Annotated in this window: 16 protein-coding genes; 10 read left to right on the top strand and 6 right to left on the bottom strand. The window is 49.3% G+C overall.

Annotation, left to right across the window (positions count from 1 at the left end):
* The first annotated feature begins 115 nt into the window (after positions 1-115).
* On the top strand, positions 116-460 hold the full coding sequence (locus tag DG177_RS02440) for a hypothetical protein (RefSeq protein ID WP_108810037.1): 345 nt from the start codon (positions 116-118) through the stop codon (positions 458-460).
* Positions 461-601: 141 nt separating this feature from the next.
* The gene (locus DG177_RS02435) at positions 602-2,599 is read left to right on the top strand and encodes an acyltransferase family protein (protein ID WP_337658448.1); all 1,998 of its coding nucleotides are present in this window, start codon (positions 602-604) and stop codon (positions 2,597-2,599) included.
* Positions 2,600-2,606: 7 nt separating this feature from the next.
* Here DG177_RS02435 and DG177_RS02430 read toward each other — a convergent pair whose 3' ends face one another.
* Positions 2,607-3,962 (bottom strand): O-antigen ligase family protein, encoded by a 1,356-nt coding sequence (locus DG177_RS02430; protein ID WP_108810035.1) that lies wholly within the window; start codon positions 3,960-3,962, stop codon positions 2,607-2,609.
* Positions 3,963-4,315: 353 nt separating this feature from the next.
* Between DG177_RS02430 and DG177_RS02425 the strand changes: the two genes are divergently transcribed.
* The 5 genes from DG177_RS02425 (at position 4,316) to DG177_RS02405 (ending at position 10,202) form a co-directional block, all read left to right on the top strand.
* Positions 4,316-5,704, top strand: a complete 1,389-nt coding sequence (locus DG177_RS02425) for an NF038122 family metalloprotease (protein ID WP_108810034.1) — start codon at positions 4,316-4,318, stop codon at positions 5,702-5,704.
* A gap of 170 nt (positions 5,705-5,874) precedes the next feature.
* Positions 5,875-7,236, top strand: coding sequence for an oligosaccharide flippase family protein (locus DG177_RS02420; protein WP_108810033.1), 1,362 nt, complete (start codon positions 5,875-5,877; stop codon positions 7,234-7,236).
* On the top strand, positions 7,229-8,242 hold the full coding sequence (locus DG177_RS02415) for a glycosyltransferase (RefSeq protein WP_108810032.1): 1,014 nt from the start codon (positions 7,229-7,231) through the stop codon (positions 8,240-8,242). Before DG177_RS02420 ends, DG177_RS02415 begins: the two co-directional genes overlap by 8 nt.
* Positions 8,239-9,561 (top strand): glycosyltransferase, encoded by a 1,323-nt coding sequence (locus tag DG177_RS02410; RefSeq protein ID WP_108810031.1) that lies wholly within the window; start codon positions 8,239-8,241, stop codon positions 9,559-9,561. Before DG177_RS02415 ends, DG177_RS02410 begins: the two co-directional genes overlap by 4 nt.
* Entirely contained in the window at positions 9,558-10,202 is a 645-nt protein-coding gene (locus DG177_RS02405) for a hypothetical protein (RefSeq protein ID WP_108810030.1), read from the top strand. Before DG177_RS02410 ends, DG177_RS02405 begins: the two co-directional genes overlap by 4 nt.
* Before the next feature lie 13 nt (positions 10,203-10,215).
* On the opposite strand, the gene DG177_RS02400 is transcribed toward DG177_RS02405, so the two are convergent.
* Positions 10,216-11,010, bottom strand: a complete 795-nt coding sequence (locus tag DG177_RS02400) for a hypothetical protein (protein WP_108810029.1) — start codon at positions 11,008-11,010, stop codon at positions 10,216-10,218.
* A 199-nt stretch (positions 11,011-11,209) separates the two neighbouring features.
* Here DG177_RS02400 and DG177_RS02395 point away from each other — a divergent pair, with 199 nt between their 5' ends.
* Entirely contained in the window at positions 11,210-11,896 is a 687-nt protein-coding gene (locus DG177_RS02395) for a hypothetical protein (protein ID WP_108810028.1), read from the top strand.
* A 12-nt stretch (positions 11,897-11,908) separates the two neighbouring features.
* On the opposite strand, the gene DG177_RS02390 is transcribed toward DG177_RS02395, so the two are convergent.
* From DG177_RS02390 to DG177_RS02375, 4 genes are read right to left on the bottom strand one after another with little or no spacing between them, the layout of a single operon-like run.
* Positions 11,909-12,703 carry a CpsD/CapB family tyrosine-protein kinase gene (locus tag DG177_RS02390; protein WP_108810027.1) on the bottom strand — a complete coding sequence of 265 codons (795 nt, stop codon included), beginning with the start codon at positions 12,701-12,703 and terminating at the stop codon, positions 11,909-11,911.
* Positions 12,704-12,740: 37 nt separating this feature from the next.
* Entirely contained in the window at positions 12,741-14,189 is a 1,449-nt protein-coding gene (locus DG177_RS02385) for a lipopolysaccharide biosynthesis protein (RefSeq protein WP_108810026.1), read from the bottom strand.
* Entirely contained in the window at positions 14,186-15,385 is a 1,200-nt protein-coding gene (locus tag DG177_RS02380; protein WP_337658446.1) for a hypothetical protein, read from the bottom strand. Before DG177_RS02380 ends, DG177_RS02385 begins: the two co-directional genes overlap by 4 nt.
* A gap of 29 nt (positions 15,386-15,414) precedes the next feature.
* On the bottom strand, positions 15,415-16,029 hold the full coding sequence (locus DG177_RS02375) for a polysaccharide biosynthesis/export family protein (RefSeq protein ID WP_337658445.1): 615 nt from the start codon (positions 16,027-16,029) through the stop codon (positions 15,415-15,417).
* A gap of 282 nt (positions 16,030-16,311) precedes the next feature.
* Between DG177_RS02375 and DG177_RS02370 the strand changes: the two genes are divergently transcribed.
* Both DG177_RS02370 and DG177_RS02365 read left to right on the top strand, forming a co-directional pair.
* Positions 16,312-17,784 carry a tetratricopeptide repeat protein gene (locus tag DG177_RS02370; protein ID WP_337658444.1) on the top strand — a complete coding sequence of 491 codons (1,473 nt, stop codon included), beginning with the start codon at positions 16,312-16,314 and terminating at the stop codon, positions 17,782-17,784.
* The gene (locus tag DG177_RS02365; RefSeq protein WP_108810023.1) at positions 17,781-18,590 is read left to right on the top strand and encodes a WecB/TagA/CpsF family glycosyltransferase; all 810 of its coding nucleotides are present in this window, start codon (positions 17,781-17,783) and stop codon (positions 18,588-18,590) included. The genes DG177_RS02370 and DG177_RS02365 overlap by 4 nt, the downstream gene beginning before the upstream one ends.
* Positions 18,591-18,595 lie beyond the last annotated feature (5 nt).

Here is an 18,595-nt window from a genome sequence, read left to right as displayed (position 1 = left end):
TTCTTGTAAAGCCCGCATTCGCGTGCTCCGAATGCTTGTTACATTCTGTTGTACTTTTCTTTCCACGTAGACAAAGAAACATGATATGTTGCCCGCTAGTTATTAGGAGGATCTTATGTTTGCATTATTGAGTGTTGCCCTCTTAAGTACCGCAACTGCCGGTTTGGCTGATGCGGAAACAAGCAGGGTGAGCTATTCCAATTGCCTGACTGATTTCACGATCACGCATTTGGACCAAAAAACGGCGCGAGGCGCATTCAAGAAGGCTTCAAAAGAAGCGTGCGCAGACGAGCGCAGCGCTATGATCACGGCCATGAAAAAGGATGAACTGGAATTTGGGAGCACCGAACAGGAAGCGACAGATTATGCTACAGAAGAAGCAGATGGCGTCTTGTTTTCTTTCACAGATGCTTATTCCGGTTATATGAATTCCAACACGAGGCCGGTAAAAGAACAATAGGCCTGTTGCTATTTGGTGTGCAGTTTGACGTGATGCAATCGCGGATCGGCGCTTGATAATCGCCATTATATCGATCAAACGAAGAATGATATTCGGACTGAAAATGAATTCGGCCGTATAATCGTTGATCGGGGAATAAATTTGTCATTGCGCTATCGGCCAGAGATTGATGGCTTGCGGGCACTGGCAGTAGCACCCGTCATATTGTTTCACGCTGGTTTCCCCGCATTCGGGGGCGGATTTGTCGGTGTTGATATATTCTTTGTCATCAGTGGCTATTTGATAACCGGTATTCTGCTGTCCGAGATGGAGGAGGAGCGGTTTAGCTTGCTCGGCTTTTACGAACGGCGCGCGCGTCGGATTTTGCCCGCTCTGTTCTTCGTGATGCTGGTCTGTATCCCGTTTGCCTGGGCGTGGATGTTGCCCGATAAGCTTGAGAATTTCGGTCAATCCATCATCGCAACTACTTTGTTTTCCAACAATATATTACTCTACCTGACGACATCCTATTGGGATGTCGCCGCTGAGCTGAAGCCGATGTTGCATACCTGGAGTCTTGGGGTGGAGGAGCAATATTATATTCTCTTCCCGCTGTTCCTGATGATCATATCGCCTAAGGGGATCCGCGCGGTTCTGGTCGCCTTGTCAATCTTGTTTGTAGTTAGCTTAGCTATCGGTCAATGGGGTGCCCATAATGAACCAACAGGAGCTTTTTACCTTTTGCCTGCGCGGGGTTGGGAGATTCTGATTGGTGCACTAGCTGCGCTCTATCTCAACGGCAGGCCGGATCCCGAAAGGCTGCTCCCGGCCGCCCAATTTCTTAGCATATTCGGGTTGATCCTTATATTTTATGCGATCTTCGCTTTTGACGAGAAGACACCGTTTCCCGGTTTTTACGCTCTTGTCCCGACAGTGGGAACGGCGCTGATCATATTGTTCGCTCATCCCGGGACCTGGGTAAGCTATGCGATGAGCAACCGCCTTTTGGTCGGGATTGGGCTGATCAGCTATAGTGCCTATCTTTGGCATCAGCCTCTATTTGCCTTCGCGCGTTACAATAGCCTGACCGAACTCCCGATCTCGTGGATTGCCGGCCTGTTCGGCCTTACCTTTGGCCTAGCTTATCTGAGTTGGCGCTTTATTGAAAAGCCCTTCCGTAACAAAGGACGATTCACCCGCAAACAGATATTCATCGGGTCGGCCCTGGTCGGTTCACTCATTATTGGACTGGGTTATAGCGCCCATATTACGCAGGGGTTCAAGGCCTATTATCAAGCCAACCGGACCAATGCCTTTCAGAAACAACTTCTGGAATCCGGGAAATCCAATAGCATTAGGCAGGGCTGCGAGAAAGACTATGACGGGGATATTGCTACTCTCAAGCCGTGCATCCTAGGAACAAAAAACCTGTCTGCAAAAGTTGCTGTTATCGGGGATAGTCAGTCAGCCGCCATTTTGCCGCCGATTGCTAAAGCAGCTGAAAAGGCCGAAGTGAGTTTTGTGCATTTCGGTCATGCAGGATGCCCCCCTTTGCTGGATACTTATGTTCAGATCGGCTTCGTCGAGCTTGGCGCTTGTCGTGATCTGGCGCAGAGGCAGTTTGAATATATCAAGGCCAACAATATCCCGACAGTTATCCTGGTGGCGCGCTGGTCTCTATACGTTCACGATACCGTCAATGGGGTTCCAAAGGTCAGTTTTTATCTCAGTTCAAAACCGGATAGTGACGCAACGCTTGATAACTCCCGTGCCGCGTTTGAAAGAGGTTTACAACGCACCATCGCGGCCTATCGCGCCATTGGTGTAAATATTGTCCTGGCCCGGCAAGTTCCCGAACAATCGGTTGATCCGGACAGCCTGATACGTTTTTCAAACAGGGAAACATTGCGGAATGCGGTGAAACAATATTCGGTGACGACAGTAAGCCACCGCCGAAAGCAGGCTTATGCCAATGCTGTGTTTGACAGAATGGAAACGAAATTTGGCGCTAAAATCATTGGCTTTGATAAGCTTTACTGTTGGGATGGCCTATGTCCGTTATCAGACGGAGAAAGGTTGCTTTATAGCGACGCAGATCATGTGAGCGCCTATGGCTCGATGCGCATGCAGGATATTTTCGAAACGCTGTTGCGCGAATAGCTGAAGTTCACCCGGATTTAGCCAGAACCACAGGCTCATCCGGCAAGTTGTCTAATATGGCATCTTGCTGGGCAAGAATTTTGGCACGCTTTTCGGTTTTGCGCTGCATCATCAGTCCGGCCAGCATACCCATGGAAATGCCCAGCATATATTGGACAACAGAAGTGACCAAAATCCATTCGTAGAGGCAATGCAACGATACAATAAGGAGCGTGACGCCGATTCCGAGAGCCAAATCTCCTCGTGGATCGCCGCGATTGGTCCAGGCAAATCGAAATGCGGCTATCAAGGGAACAAACAGGAAGATAAGGAAACAAAATAGCCCCAGATATCCCGTTTCTGCGGCAACCAGCAGATACACATTATGGACTTTGGCAGCCCGACTTCCATAGTTCCAGATAACACCGGCCCGTTCCGAATACCCGCCGCTATTGGCCACGATGACATACTGGTTTGCACCGACACCCATGGGATGGTCCGCCAACATCATTCTTGCGGCACGTTCAAAAGCTTCCCGCTCCTCGTTGCTGCCTCCGATTGGCTTAGCGGCAAATCGCTGTTCAAGCGAGTTGATCGCCAAAGGTGCGGCTATTGCCAGAGCGACCATTCCCAAAACCGCAACTTTGGTTTTCTTTGCAGATGGTTTTCGGATCATCGAAAGAAAGATCAACAGGACCACGCCGGCGCCTGCCAGGCCAATGGTTGCTCGCGAAGCGCCAAATGCAACCACAATCAGGCCCGCTATGACGCCCAATAATGGTAAGCGAGCCTTTTGTGTTGAAAGAAGCATGGCCAGCGATGGGTAAAGCACAAAATGCGTAACCATTCCCAGAAGGTTTTGATGCCCCAATGTCCCGCTCGCTTGCAAGACGCCTGAAAATTTCTGACTGACGGCGAAGCCAGCCTGCAAAGTGATACCGCAGACAAGGCCCGCAATAATTAACTTTCGTCCGCCCTCATTCATACAAATATTAGCTGAAGCAAGGAACACAAGCAGCATCGTGCCCAGCTGCCAGACATAAAAGAAGGAAGACTGTGGACTATTGGAGAAGGCAACCGAAACAAATGCAGCAAATATATATGCGGCGATTATCCCGACAAATGGATAGAATAGGGGAGACCGTCTGCTGTTGATTATGATCGCCAATGCAAGTGCATCAAGCAATGATATAATGACGCCTTTGGTCTGGCCAGGCCAGGTAGCCCAACTGATAATCGAGGCATCGAGATTCCATGCTGCTATTACAAACGGAAGAAAGCCAACTGCGAAACAAAGATACCGACGATATTGTGCGTTCTGTCGCAGCAGCGACATAAACACCGGAATTGCCAGAATGATCACGGCCAATGCAACGAATCTCATGATCTATTTTTCCCAACTTCGCCCATGCATTGTTCATAGCGCCCAACTTCGCCTTGCAAATAGAGGGTTTTGAGAAAAAATCCATTGCCCTTTTAGTGATGTTGTGGAGTTTGTTGGTTAAAGGTTTGCAATTTGATAAAGCAATTGCAGCATCAAAATTTACATACATGTAAATTAAAAATGGTATCGTTTGTAACAACTTAACTCTCATTATATGTTAATCTATCAACACAATATTGTGCATCGATTGTCGGTGTCCCAAGTTGGGACAGCAGTCCATCGGTGTGGGTCCATATTGCCTATAACTGGCTGTTATAATTGAGGTAAGTGGCTAAAATCCGCGCTAAACACAGATGAGCCAATGCAAGGTTGTAATAAATTCCGACAGTTTAATATCTTTTTTGGAAGCGAGCGAAAATACGATTGACTTGCACCCCCAAAACAGGATTAACTCTTTGTTAACGCCTATTCTGGTGGGACTTAAAAGGGGAAGATTCGTGAATAAAGCCAAGTTATTACTTGCTGGCGCTGCGCTGTTTGCATTGCCACTCTCAACTGCACCGGCCAGTGCACTTACAATTGTGTTGAACGACACCGGTGGTGTTTCAAATGACACGAAAGCGTTTGCAGGTTTCCAAGCTGCTGCAAGATTTTGGGAAAGTGTCTTCACAAATGATGCGACTGTACGCATTGACGTCGGTTTCCAAGCATTGGCTCCCAACGTATTGGCGCAAGCTGGTAGCTCGAGCGCAGGCGTACTGGTGCAACCGTTCCTTGATGCGCTTCGTGCAACAGGTACCACCAATCTTGACAGCCAGGCCGTATTTCCAAGCCTAGTAGCGTCACAATTCGACAATGATGACGGTACAGACATTCTAGGCGTCAATGCTTTGATTTCGGCACCTAATGATGGCGGTGGCGGCGTCGCGACACCGCTTGTTCGGACACTGGATGCAGATGGCAGCGCGAATAACGCTGTTCTCGACGCTAATACCGCCACCCTGAAGGCAGTCGGCCTCTTGGGCGATGATGGCTCGTCAGATGCAACCATTACCTTCAGTAACGAGTTTGCTTTTGACTTTGATCCGACCGATGGCATCACGGCAGGCGCATTCGACTTTGTCGGTATTGCAATCCATGAAATCGGCCACGCACTTGGTTTTACATCTGGTGTGGACACGTACGATTTCGTAGGCGGCAATCCTGATATTCCATTTGGTGACGGAACATTTGCTGATCTGGACCTGAATCCATTCCGTATCGCAACGCCGCTCGACCTATTCCGCTACAGTGAGTTGAGTGATCAACTCGGTGTTCTGGACTGGGCCGTTGGTGGAGTAGACGGCGAAGCACCTTATTTCTCGATCGATGGTGGTGCGACGAACCTGTTCGGTGACGCATTTTTCTCAACTGGTTCATTCCTGGGTGACGGCCGTCAAGCCAGTCACTGGAGAGATGTGGCTGCAGGCGAAGTTCAGCGCGGAATTTTGGATCCAACGCTTTCACGCGGAACCAACAGCATCATTACCGGTCTGGACCTTGCGGCATTTGATGCAACGGGCTGGAATGTGAACTTTGATGTTCTTGCAAACCCAGACTTTGCATTCAATACCAACAACATCCAGGTGGCTGCTGTTCCTGAACCAGCAACTTGGGGCATGATGATCCTCGGTTTCGGTCTTGTCGGTGGAGCGCTACGTCGCCGTCGCAAGTCAGTGACGGCGAAACCTGCTCTCGCTTAAATAGAGAGCAGTTTTTAAGAGATAGACCCGCTGGCGAAAGCTGGCGGGTTTTCTTTTGTGTGATGGGGACTGGTTCTGGTTCGAAGGAATGTGTACTTTTTTGTGATGTACAGCCTCTCAACTTGCGGTAGGGCATCAGTCACTATGGGGGATTGGGCAAGAACTTACGAATGACACTGATTTCTCGCCAAATGATATCCCAGATTGGCTGGGTCACTGGTTCCTATGGAGCAGCGCAAGCATTGCGACTTTTTACCAATGTCGTTCTCGCACGTCTGCTCGCGCCGCAGCTTTTTGGTATCATGGTGATCGTCAACACTTTTCGTACCGGCGTTGAACTGTTGTCCGATATCGGTATTGGTCAGAATATTGTCAGTAACCGCAATGGCGCTGAACCAGACTTTTTCAACACAGCGTGGACAATCCAGATTATCCGTGGATTGCTGTTGTTTGCTCTGGCACTCTTGGTAGCCAATCCACTGGCGCAGTTCTATGACAGCAGCGAATTGAGCGAAATCGTTCCGATTATCGCCGCCGTGTTTTTATTGACAGGTTTCCAGTCACCGTCCCGCTATGTTTTGCAGAAGCGGCAAGCCGTCAAGACCATCGCGATATTTGATATGAGCATGGCAGCGGCATCGGCCATCGTGCATATTGCGCTCGCGCTCTATTCACCAACGATATGGGCTCTGGTTGCCGGCTTGATCATTGCGACCGGTATTTCGACGACAACCAGCTTTTTTCTGATCGACTTCCGGATGCACCGGATCACTATAAACCGCGATCATATCAAAGCGATCATATCATTCGGCAAATGGGTGTTTGCATCTTCCATAGTGTTTTTTCTGGCGATGAATTTTGACCGCCTATACTTTGCAAAGGAAGTGCCGTTTGCGATCCTTGGTATCTACGGCATAGCTAGGACATTTTCTGATATGATAGGCGCCTTGGTCCAGCGCGTCGGTAATATGCTGATATTTCCCAAGGTAGCGGCTTTTGCAAAGGATCGCTCCGAGCTGCGCCCTGCCATTGCTGGACTACGCCTTAAAGCGCTGACTGCGGCGGCGTGCGGGTTGTCATTGGTTGTAGCACTCTCTGATCTTATAATTTTGTTGCTCTATGATGATCGTTATATTGCTGCTGCCTTCATGTTGCCCATCTTGATGGCTGGCGCGTGGTTTTCGATTCTATCGACCATGGGTGAAGCATTCATGCTCGGAATTGGAAAGTCTGTGCATAGCGCACAGGCGAATTTCGGTAAATTACTGTGGTTGGTCACAGGTGTTCCGCTGGCGCTTATCTATTCCGGCTTCGCCGCTGCTTTATGTGTCATAGCAGTAGCGGACCTGTTCCGTTATCTATCCCTAGCGGTTTCACAGTGGAAAGAGGGACTTTCGTTTCTTAAGCAGGATATCGCACTGCTTGGCCTGTTTGTGCTACTCGTTATTGTCTGGCGTCTGATTTTTACACAATTGGGCATTGTCGCGGATTTTGATGCCTGGATGGCATATGGGAGTATCGTCAATGGGTGACGCAAAGCCATCTCTTTTTAACGGCCGTGTCGGGGTTGTCGCTATTGGACGCAATGAAGGCGAGCGCCTGATAAGATGTCTTGAATCGCTGACACCATACGGATTGCCAATCGTATATGTTGATTCCGCATCAACGGACGGAAGCCCTGCTGCGGCCGCATCCCGGGGTGCCACAGTGCTTGATCTCGACCTGACAAAGCCATTTACAGCGGCGCGGGCCCGGAATGAGGGCTTTGCACGGCTTCAGGCAATTGCGCCAGATATGGACTATGTTCAGTTTATCGACGGGGATTGCGAAGTGGAAGCAGGGTGGATTGAAGCTTCCATAATTTTTCTGGATCAGCATCCTGATGCGGCCGTTGTTTGCGGTCGTCGTCGGGAGCGTTTTCCTGAAGCCTCATTCTACAATAAGCTATGCGACCGGGAATGGAATACATCGGTGGGCGAAAGTGAGGCTTGCGGAGGTGATGCCCTGATGCGTGTGTCCGCCTTTGTCGCTGTTGACGGATATGATGACGGGTTGATCGCTGGAGAAGAACCAGAGCTTTGCAGCCGCCTGCGAGAGAAGAACTTTCGTATCTGGCGAATAAATGAACCCATGACGATCCATGACGCCGCAATGCTTCACTTCCGGCAATGGTGGTTACGTGCGGTGCGCAGCGGATTTGGTTATGCACAAGTCTATTGGACTACCAATAAAGCGCGGACCAAAACCATAGGCCCGCTCTATCGACGCGAGGTCATCCGCGCACTTTTCTGGGCGGTCCTCTTGCCAGCAATGCTGGTCATCGGGGCTCTCTTCAGCCCCTATATACTGTTGTTTTTACCCTTGCTCTATGCGGGACAGATTGCCCGAATGGCAATCCGAACAGGGGGCGATGAGTTATTTTCCTGGAAACTGGCCGTACTGAACATGGTTGGAAAATTCGGAGAAACATTAGGTATAAGTCGATTCATTGCCCGCATTCTCAAAGGGCAACAGGGTGGGACGATATTTTATAAATGAACGCGCTAGAAAAACAGGAAGAAGCAATAGCTAAAACTGCCGGTACCGAAGAACCGATCGCTTATCTCACCAGCGAATATCCAGCTCCAACACACACATTTATTCGGCGCGAGATTGTGCAACTTCGTAAAGATGGTCTGGATATATTATCTTACAGCATCCGAAAACCGGTTTCGGGGCTGGACAGCCCTCCAGATGTCGAAGCACAGAGTGAAACATTTTATGTGCTGGGGCAGGGCGTTGGCACCTATTTAACAGCCCATATTGGGGCCCTACTTCGCAGTCCCGTCCGTTATATGAAAACCCTGGGCAAAGCATTGCGTCACAGGGTTCCTGGCGCAAAAGCGCTATTATGGTCACTTTTCCATTTTGCTGAGAGCATTACACTAGCGGCGCAACTCAAAAAGGACCGGATTGCGCATCTTCACAATCATTTTGCCAATTCAGCGGCCAATGTCGGAATGTTGGCTGCGAGTTTTAACCGGATACCATGGAGCCTGACTCTCCACGGCATTTCGGAAACGGACTATCCGGCGGGCCTATTGCTTGCTGAAAAAGTCGCTGCCGCTAAGTTTGTCGCCTGCGTGTCCTGGTTCGGACGTGCACAGGCTATGCGGATTTGTGGGCCCTCTCAGTGGGATAAATTTCACACTGTGCGCTGCGGTATTGCCTTGGATGAACTGCCGCCGGAGACAGAGCCGCTGCGTGGAGGAACTACAAAAGATGAACCGAAGCAGATTATCTGTGTCGCGCGCCTTTCCAGCGAGAAGGGCCTCCCCGGACTGTTAAAGGCTTTTGCAGGTCTGCGGAACAAAGGCCAGAATATTGAGCTGTCGTTGGTCGGCGACGGGCCAGAGCAATCCTTGATTGAGGCAGAATGCAAGAAACTGGGTGTGGATCCCTTTGTCAATTTCCTCGGTCGCAAGTCCGAAGCCGAAACTCTTGCTGCTATCGCTCGGGCCGATGTGTTGGTTTTGCCGAGTTTCATGGAGGGGTTACCGGTTGTGTTGATGGAAGCAATGGCTCAAGGTGTTCCCGTTGTGGCTAGCAGGATTGCCGGTGTGCCGGAATTGGTAGAGGATGGTGTGAACGGCTTACTCTTCCATCCTGCGGATTGGAATGGGTTGGAAAAGGCATTGGCTGATAGCTTGACCCAAGAAACCAGAACCAAAGCGATGGTTTTGGAGGCCAAAAAAACGATAAAACGCTATTTTGATATAGAAATTGCGGTATCTCCTTTACCGGAGCTCTTTTCTGATGCGATAGCGGGGCATCGTCGATCTGAAGTCAGCGCAGATGGGCAAGGAGAGCCAGTGTGATATTTGATCAATTTGACAGTATCAGGATCATCAATTTGCCATACCGCACCGATCGGCGCGCGGAAATGGAAAGCGAACTGGCACGCATAGGCCTATTGGATGATCCACGTGTCGCATTTTTCAAGGCGTTTCAGTTTGATGATCCTGGGACCTTTAGCTCACCCGGTGCACGCGGTGTTTTTCAGAGCCATCTGGCAATTCTTGATGAAGCGGCGACTAACAATCACCGCGTTCTGATATTGGAAGATGATTGCGACTTTATTGCCGAGGCCAAATCCTACTTACCGCCAGAGCAATGGTCGATATTCTATGGTGGCTATGAAGCTTCCGATCCGTCCGATCTTCTCAACAGTGATATCATTGGGGCTCATATGATGGGCTTTTCCGCTGAAACCGCAGCACATCTGGCTGATTATCTCAAAAATCTCAGCTATGAAGGGATCCATCCGCCGATTGATGGTGCATATATTTGGTATCGGCGTGCATTTCCCCATGTTGAGACTTTGTTTGCAGAACCGGCCTTGGGTAACCAAAGGCCATCGCGAACGGACATTGCGGAGTTACGGTTCTTCGACAAAATTCCAGTTGTCCGCAGTGTTGTTGCTTCGGCACGCAAAGTAAAACGCGCGCTCAACCGGTAATCGAAGCTACTGTTTAGTAAGAAGTGTCAATCGCATGTTTTTTGCATGCGAGATCGATATAGGAACCCGGAGACGGCGGTTTGTCAAACAGTCCTACGAGACGGCTATGCCACATATGGACAGCGACAGTGTCATCTTCGAGCATATCTTCCACTACTTCAGCGGGTTCATAAAGCGCTCGCGCATCTTTCCATCGGACAGGATAAAAGACAGATGGTTGTTTTGCAAAATGCTCAATCTTATTCTTTTGAATGACATGTGTGACGAGGCCTGAAGAATAGGTGCCCCATGGCATTTCATCCAATCCGATTGGACCTTTGGTCAGCTTTTGCCAGTAAAAAGCTAGCGACCGTTTCGGCCCGAACCATGGCGGTCGTGTATTTGGCTGCGGTATGGAGTTTAAATCTGAAACCATAGGAGAGTTGGCAGGGGCCAGAAGTACTGCATTGTTGACCCAACCTTCATATTCCCAGCAAAATACATGATCCTCTGAAAAATCGAGCGGTTTGAGGAAATAAAAGTCCATGTCGACCCAATAGCCGAGCCCTTTGGCCAACAGCTCATACCGCCAAAAATTTGCACCCAATGCGACAGAACCGGTATCTGCATAGGTGAGTAGTCGTTCGCGTGGCATCACGTCAGCAGCGTTGCGCAGTTCGATTCCCTCTGGGACACCTTCCAGCTGATCCGGTTCATAAGACCAGAGTGTGAATTCATGACCAACAGCCAAGGCCGATGTTAAACAAAGTCGTTCCAAATAGCTCAGCTTGTTGCCGACCCATAGGGAATTGAGTTGTTGCAATGCCAAGATGAAACTCCACTAATATCCAAGCGCGACCAGATGTTTCTTTACACAGTCCGAAACCCCTGTCGATTGGCTTTTTTCTTTAATACCAAAGATATCCTAACAAATGTAAATGCCGCTGCTTGACGCCATGCAGGCAGAATGCAAATGAACGAAAGAGTAAATCTAATTCTAAAGTGTTTGTGGTAGGAAGCTTCCTGATATGTCGAAGATTCCGCAAACTATCCGTGACCTCAGCGCCCTTTGGCGGTTTATTGGATTTCGCATTTCCGGTGCAGGTCACAATCTTACCATTTCGGATAAGCCGGCCTTTGATCCCGAGTTTGAAAAACTCTTCACCACTGAAATAGCTAAGGCCAACTTCTATCTGGAATTTGGTTCCGGGGCATCCACGGTACTGGCAGCGAGAGCCGGCGTCCAAACAGTCTCAGTCGAATCAGATTCGAAGTTTGCAGAAGCAGTGCGAACAGTTCTGGGCGCGCAGGCCCCAGTAAAAATCGTTGTATGTGATATTGGGATAACTGAAGAATGGGGGTATCCAGTATTTACTAGGCCAACGGCTAAGCGCTTGGAAATTTGGAGAAACTATACAAAAATCCCTTTCACTCACATTGCGAAATCAACTTCATTTCCTGACATGGTTCTTATTGACGGCAGATTTCGTGTCGCTTGCGCACTAGCGACTGCCCTCAACGCCCAGAAAATGGGGGGGATCACCGCGATCTACATTGATGATTATCGCGATCGAGAACATTATCATGTTGTTGAGGACTATTTGGGTGCTCCAATTATGATCGGCAGAGCGGCGCGTTTCTCAATTGGAGAAGGAAAGCCCAAGAAACCGATATCAGAATCGACTGTCCGACAATATACTGCTGATTTCCGCTGAGGCGGAAGAATATCAGCCAGAATAATATTTGTTATAAGCGCCGCTTCCATAGCCATAACCATAAGGATCTATCAATCCGCCTACATAGCGGTTTAAAACAGTTCCCAAACAAGGTGTAGGATTTAAAAGTGAAACGGTATTGTTCATCTGTTTCTTGGTCGTGATGCCTTGTTCGATAACCAGCATATATGCGTCAAGAAACTGAGCAATCATAATTGTATCATCATTTGCGAAAGCCGGTGGCAAATCACAAATAACGATAACATCATCTGGTAGATTCTTGATTGCCGCCATTAGGGCTTCAAAGCGTTTACTCGCGAGCAGCTCAGCTGAATTGCTTTTCACTCTGTAGCACGGGAAAAGTGCCAGATTACCGTCGCCGACCCGATGTCCAACAGAATGCAGATCATCAGTCTTGCCGGATAAAAATTCACCCAGACCAACCTTGCCTTCAATACCCAGAGCATCAGCAAGTGATCCCCTCCGTAAATCCAGATCGAACAGGTAGATTGTTTTATCTGACAATCGCGATAATGCAGCAGCCAGATTCAAGGATAGAAACGACTTACCAGCAGCCGGAGTAGCGGATGTCAATCCAAATAGCTTCCAGTTGTTGGCTTCCAGCGTTTTGATAACTTGGGAGCGCAACAAATTAAAAGGCCGTGATCGAATATCATTGCCATCAAAGCCGACAATGTGATTTGTTTCCAGCGTATCGTCTACCGGCATTAGGGCGTCAAGTTGCGCAGGATGCGGAATGACTACAGGGGCAGCGAAGTCGTTTGGTTTTTCAATGGTGTTGGACACAGAATAATTTCCAAAAATAATGGGATTGGATTAAAAACTAGTCAGCATGGGCTTCGCGGCGCCGAAAGGGCCAGAAAGTCCAGCCCGCTTTTTCTTCATTTTCCTCTTTAATGGTCGGTACAACGACCAAGGGCGCGGCTCCCAACGCGTTTGAAATGGTCTTGGGATCGCGAATGGGTTGAAGAAACAATTCGGTTCCGAATACCAGCAAGAAACCAAGCGCAAGGCCGGACGCCAAACCGCCACCGGCCAATAGCAACCAATCTGGTGACGATGGCTGATCTGGAATAACGGGCGGATCGATAACCGATAACCGCTCGCCCATCTGCTCGTTTTCCGCCTTCACGCCAGCTTGTGCTGCGAGCAACCGACCGGACACTGTTTGATATTGCTCGTTCAGGCCATTCAGTCTTTGTTGCAATTGATTGATCTGCTGCAATACCAAGGGTGCCTGTGCTTGAGCATTGAGTGAAGCAGACATCCGGGCATTGTCGGACGCCTTCGCTGAGCGCAGCGTTGCAATCTGCGAATTGTTGAACGCAATTTGCTGATTGATTGTATCGACTGGCAGCTTGGAAATGTTCTGCTCAGCCAGAGCTTTTGCTTCTTCCAAGCGCTGTTTTGCAATGATTACGTCGGGGTGATTGTCTGAATAAACGGCTTTTGCACCAGCAAGCTGTTGCTCCGCACCAGCCACAACGGGATCGCGATTAGAGGATTTCAGCGCATCGTCACGTTGTGCAATGAGTTGTGAATTTTCTCTCTGTAGTGCGCCGATCTGAACATCATATCCACCACTGCCGCCGCCGACCATCATTCCGCTATTGGAAAGAACGCTACCATTTTCAGCCTTGATCATTGCGATCTGGTTCTCGAGTTCCTGAATCTGTAACTGAAGGCCCGCCGCCTGATCCGTCAAAAACTCCTCGGTACTGCTGGCCTGTTCAGAGCTCACACTGGAATCCAGTTGCAGAACCTGCTCGGTCAAATCCTGAGCAACACTCTGGGCTTTCACCGGGTCAGAATATTCAAAGGCGAGGGCGAAGGCGATCGTCGAACTTTGTCCGCGGCCGCTGCGCTGAATATCTGCAGACATTGGCGAGATTGACACAGATTCGCGCATATTTCCGACAATTTCGGAAAGCGGGTCGCTGCCTCTTTCCGAAGGATAGAGTTCATATTTGTTGATTAGATCGATCAGGCCTGGACGGCTGAGTACCTGTTGTCGGATTCTTGCGATCCTGCGGTCGACTATCTCATTTGCGCCGTCACCAGCGACATCGTCCGGCAATTGCGCGGACTGCACGAGCAAAATAGCTTGCGAACGATAAACGGTCGGCAACAGGAAATAAGCTGCGATGCCTGCAGCCAAGCATAGCAGAAAGGGAATGACTAACAGCCACTTGCGCTGCCAGATAATAACCGGCACTTGAGACAGAAAGTTACCGCCATCAAATTCCTGATCGTCGAGATTGTCTAAGTTCATCTATTATTACCAAATTTTAGTCTGATGCCGATGCTCACCTGAGTATTCGCTCGCCGGTTTATACCCGTTTGGTAAGAGTCGGAATAGCCTGCAGATACAAACCCCGTAAATCTTTCGGAGAATTTATGATTATAGGTCGCTGAACTCCGCAGATAGTCAAAATCGTCTGACAATCCCTGAATGGAGTTGGAGGACCGCGAATAGCCCAGGTTCAAATTCACGCTGTCCGTGCGATTCAGGGTCTGGCTATACCCAAGGGTGAAGGATGTTTGCGAACGAACGCCGTCAAAGGATGTAGGCAAAGTTTGTCGGCTAGCACCGAGGCATAGATTGTTTGTTTCTCCGGTACGGCAGAGACTAAATGATGCTGACAGATCAGAGGACTTCGTTGATCCAATCAGGTTTTTCGCATCCGAAAACGATACACCTGCAGAAGCAGTAATCGTGAAATCCTCTGATATCTGGTGCGTAATATTGACCGTCGGTGTGATAATGGTTGAATCACCCTGCCTTTGACCGAGATAATTGACTTCGCCAAGGCCAAGCGACGCTCCTATAGAAGTTCTGTCAGACAGAACTCGCGAATAACCGATATTTTGGTTGAAAAAATTATACTCGTTTTGCACGCCCGAGCCGCTGAAGCGAATAGCTGTTGCTCCCACATCTGCGCTAATGCTGTCGAGCGGGGAGAAGCTATGCGAGATTCCGATGCCGGTCTGAAAACTATGCCGCCGCTGATTTAGACCGTTCAAGGCTATATCATCCGCAATCGGCGTAAGAAAATTATCGTCGACAACATCGGGGGGATTAAAGAAGGCGTCGTTAATCCCGACAATGCTGCCGCTATACCCCAAACGGGCGCGCAAATCTGTTCTGTCTGTCAGACCATGTTCGACACTACCGCTCACGCCATAGGCATTATTCGTCCGAAAATCTTCTTCATATTCCTCAAGCCGCGCAAATCCGCGAAGTTTGAATGTTGTCACAGACTCTGTAATGACAAGGCTTGGCGCAACGCTAATTGATGCGCTTGCTGTTGATTCTACCGGTCCATCTTCCAGATAAGGGTTGGTTGAAGCGCCAGCACCTACGGATACATCAGTGACGAAAGTTGTCTCTGCCATGGCTGGTGTTGCGCAAAGCAGGCTACCTGCCGCTAATGTCAGCGGGCTTTTGTAATAAATAGATCTATGCAAGATTTTATCCTTCCCCCAAGAATGCCCTTTTATGGCACGATGATCGTGTCCCCAGATTGAATATTCGGAATGGCCCGTTTTGATACAGCGTTTGCCGCCCCACTCCGCTTAAAAAGTCCACCCAGTCTGGTTCTGACCGTGGTCAAGCCCTGTGGGGTTTTGCGGACAATCGATATACCATCGAGATCCGCAAACTGACTGGGTCCGCCAGCCATACTTAGGGCTTCCAGCAGATTAATGTAGCGACCTGGTGAAAAATTGCCGGGTGAATTCACACGTCCCATGACCGAAAACTGCATTCCCGTAGGTGAGCTTACCGACACAGTTACTTGCGGCACTTGTCCCCGATATTGGTTCTCTAATCCTTTGCTGACAACGGACTCAATCTCATATGGTAATTTGCCTTCAGCCTCGATCCGTCCAACGAGCGGAAATGAAAAAGTGCCGTCAGGCAATACGCGGATTTGCCGCTGGAGACGTTCTTCGCCCCAAACATAAACTTCAATGTCGTCACCAGCATTGATCCGATAAGCTGTCTGCGTTGTAGCTGGGGCCGTAGCGGAATCAGGAGCAGGCTGATTGGATTGCGCATAGCCGGGAACAGAGACCAGCGCGAATATCATGGCCAATATTAGATTCTTCATTGATATTACTCATCCATCATTTCAACTTCACAGCGGAGTGCTATATAACCTAATATTAAACCTTGCCACCGCAAAACATAGCTATTCGCATCGGACCATCTCACTTAACCGCAATTTTTACGGAAATATCCCACAATTTAGCCAGTTCAACTGTGACACATATGTATCATGATACGACACAATATATCCTTAACAAGACCGATTCGAAAGATTAACGCCACAATTGCGGCGGCATTTTTCGTGTCTTTGCTAGGAGCATGTGGATCTTCTGCCGAAAACGCAATGGAAGCTGGCACCGTCGCGCAGCAATATTTCGACGAGCGAAATTTCTATGAAGCGCGCAAATCGATAACCGAAGCGATAGCGCTACGTGATGATATTCCCAGTCTGCACATCCTAAAAGGGAGGATAGAGCTGGCCTCCGGACGCCCGCGCGATGCTTTTCTGGCCTATTCAGATGCCTTGTCACTGGAAGCTGCAAATCCGGAGGCATTGCAAGCCGTTTCACAATTGGGGCTGCAGACTGGTTACCTGCAGGATGCCGAGCGCGCTGCCGATGCGATGCTTTCATTTTCCCCCGAACTGCCTGAAGCCATGTTAACCAAGGGTCTCATCGCACTGGTGAGAAGGAAGCATGAAGAAGCTTTGGGTTTTGCCGAACGCATTTTGGTAGCTCGACCTGGTGATGAAGCTGGGACTATTTTGAAGGCCAGGACAATGGCGTTAACCGGTAATCCGGCTGATGCTATCGCAATGTTGCAAAAGACGTCGCCCGACAAGAAATATTCACAAGGCGTCGATATGACACTGATCGAGCTTTATCGTGAAACCAGCAATCTTCTTGAAATGAAAGCGACCTTTGAAAGGTTGTTGGTTCACAGACCCGATGATATGGCCTTACGGATTGATTATGCCAATACCCTCTATAAATCGGGCGATATTGCGCAGGCTCGAGCACTTATTGAAGAGATGCTCCGCAACAATCTGGATGAAAAGCGACCATTGACCATGATGACCGGCTTGTGGCTCGAATATGACCCGCAGCCACTCAATGAAAATCTTGTGGAATTTCTTTCGCAAGAAGGTTCGCTGGAATCTCGCGTTGCAATTGCCCGCTATTTGCTGGCGGTTGATAAGCCTGAACAGGCGAGGCGCATTCTGCGCTCTGTGTCTTCCGGTTTCTGGCCAGAACCCAGAGCTCTTTTTGCCCGAACTCTTGAAAAACTCGGCGAGGCTGATGAAGCCTATGACATGGCCTCGGTCCTCTTGGAGAATGATGAAACCAATGCTGATGCTCTGCTGGTCCGGGTCAAGCAAAGTCTGGAAAAGAAAGACTTTGCGCAAGCCATCAATGATGCGCAGATAATCATCAGGGACAATCCAAAATTTGTGCCGGGTTATCTCAGTTTGGCAGATGTTTATGTCGCGAAAAATGAACGAAACGGAGCCAAGCGGGTGTTTGCAGACGCCGTCAAGCTCATCCCGCAAGATCCTGTTTTATTTGGAGCTTATAGCCGGTTCTTGATTGAGAATGGCGATCGGGGGCGGGCGATCGCGGCGACACGCACTTATGCGCGGGATACGCCTGCATCCATCCGCGCCTGGCGTCTTTACGGAGATACTTGCGAGAAGGCCGGTCTGGACAGCTGTAAGCTGGATGCCCTTAAGGGTGAACAAATAGCAGGAGTAATTTTTGCGATAGATTTGCCGCCCGGTACGCCGCCGACACGTGGTCTTTTCGGGCGTTTGCAATGACATCAGACATTGGTGCCTCTTCTGATCAGTTGACCATGCCCGCGGAGGACTTAGTTACAATTCCCTTTTTGGGCATTCAAATGGCTCCGCTAAACCTGCAACAGGCTATTCACAGGGTAGCTAATCTGGCTCATGCGGGCAATTTTTCGTACGTGGTTACGCCAAATGTTGATCATTTTGTGACCCTCTACCCCGACATTTCGGAGCCGCGAAACGATTTGTTTCGAGAGGCCTATGATGCGGCCGCTCTCACCTTGTGCGACAGTAGGGTTGTTCGCGCTCTGGCGCGCTTTGCAGGCATTAGTCTGACCGTAGTTCCTGGCAGCGACCTTACTGCAGCCCTATTTCAACATGAACTGACATCCGCAGACCGTGTTGCGATTGTTGGCGGCGACACCGGTTTACTAACGGATATCTCGAGACTTTATCCTTCTCCTGACTATGTCCAGCATGTTCCTCCAATGGGCGTGCTGAACAATCCTGAAGCAATGGCAGATATCGTTACTTTTGTTGAAGACGCCAATGCAAACTATGTTCTGTTTGCCATTGGAGCGCCGCAAAGTGAGATTATTGCCCATCAATGTCTGAAATCGGGCAAATGTAGAGGTGTAGGTCTGTGCATCGGAGCATCTCTTGAATTTATTACTTCGGCCAAAAAGCGTGCCCCAGTTTGGATCCAGAAAGCCGGTATGGAATGGGCTTTTCGTCTACTTAGCGAGCCATCGCGGCTATGGCGACGCTATCTGGTTGAGGGACCCCGAATTTTCAAGATATTCATCGATCACAATGGATCTGGTAAAAATTAACCTGA

The organism is Sphingorhabdus sp. Alg231-15 (assembly GCF_900149705.1).
GTDB lineage: Bacteria > Pseudomonadota > Alphaproteobacteria > Sphingomonadales > Sphingomonadaceae > Parasphingorhabdus.
This window is presented reverse-complemented; position numbering and strand designations above follow the sequence as displayed.

Excerpts from the sequence above, each read along its gene's own strand:
- DG177_RS02440 (WP_108810037.1), top strand. The coding sequence starts at position 116 with ATGTTTGCATTATTGAGTGTTGCCCTCTTAAGTACCGCAACTGCCGGT.
- DG177_RS02430 (WP_108810035.1), bottom strand. The coding sequence starts at position 3,962 with ATGAGATTCGTTGCATTGGCCGTGATCATTCTGGCAATTCCGGTGTTT.
- DG177_RS02425 (WP_108810034.1), top strand. The coding sequence starts at position 4,316 with ATGAGCCAATGCAAGGTTGTAATAAATTCCGACAGTTTAATATCTTTT.
- DG177_RS02420 (WP_108810033.1), top strand. The coding sequence starts at position 5,875 with ATGACACTGATTTCTCGCCAAATGATATCCCAGATTGGCTGGGTCACT.
- DG177_RS02415 (WP_108810032.1), top strand. The coding sequence starts at position 7,229 with ATGGGTGACGCAAAGCCATCTCTTTTTAACGGCCGTGTCGGGGTTGTC.
- DG177_RS02410 (WP_108810031.1), top strand. The coding sequence starts at position 8,239 with ATGAACGCGCTAGAAAAACAGGAAGAAGCAATAGCTAAAACTGCCGGT.
- DG177_RS02395 (WP_108810028.1), top strand. The coding sequence starts at position 11,210 with ATGTCGAAGATTCCGCAAACTATCCGTGACCTCAGCGCCCTTTGGCGG.
- DG177_RS02385 (WP_108810026.1), bottom strand. The coding sequence starts at position 14,189 with ATGAACTTAGACAATCTCGACGATCAGGAATTTGATGGCGGTAACTTT.
- DG177_RS02375 (WP_337658445.1), bottom strand. The coding sequence starts at position 16,029 with ATGAAGAATCTAATATTGGCCATGATATTCGCGCTGGTCTCTGTTCCC.
- DG177_RS02370 (WP_337658444.1), top strand. The coding sequence starts at position 16,312 with ATGGAAGCTGGCACCGTCGCGCAGCAATATTTCGACGAGCGAAATTTC.
- DG177_RS02365 (WP_108810023.1), top strand. The coding sequence starts at position 17,781 with ATGACATCAGACATTGGTGCCTCTTCTGATCAGTTGACCATGCCCGCG.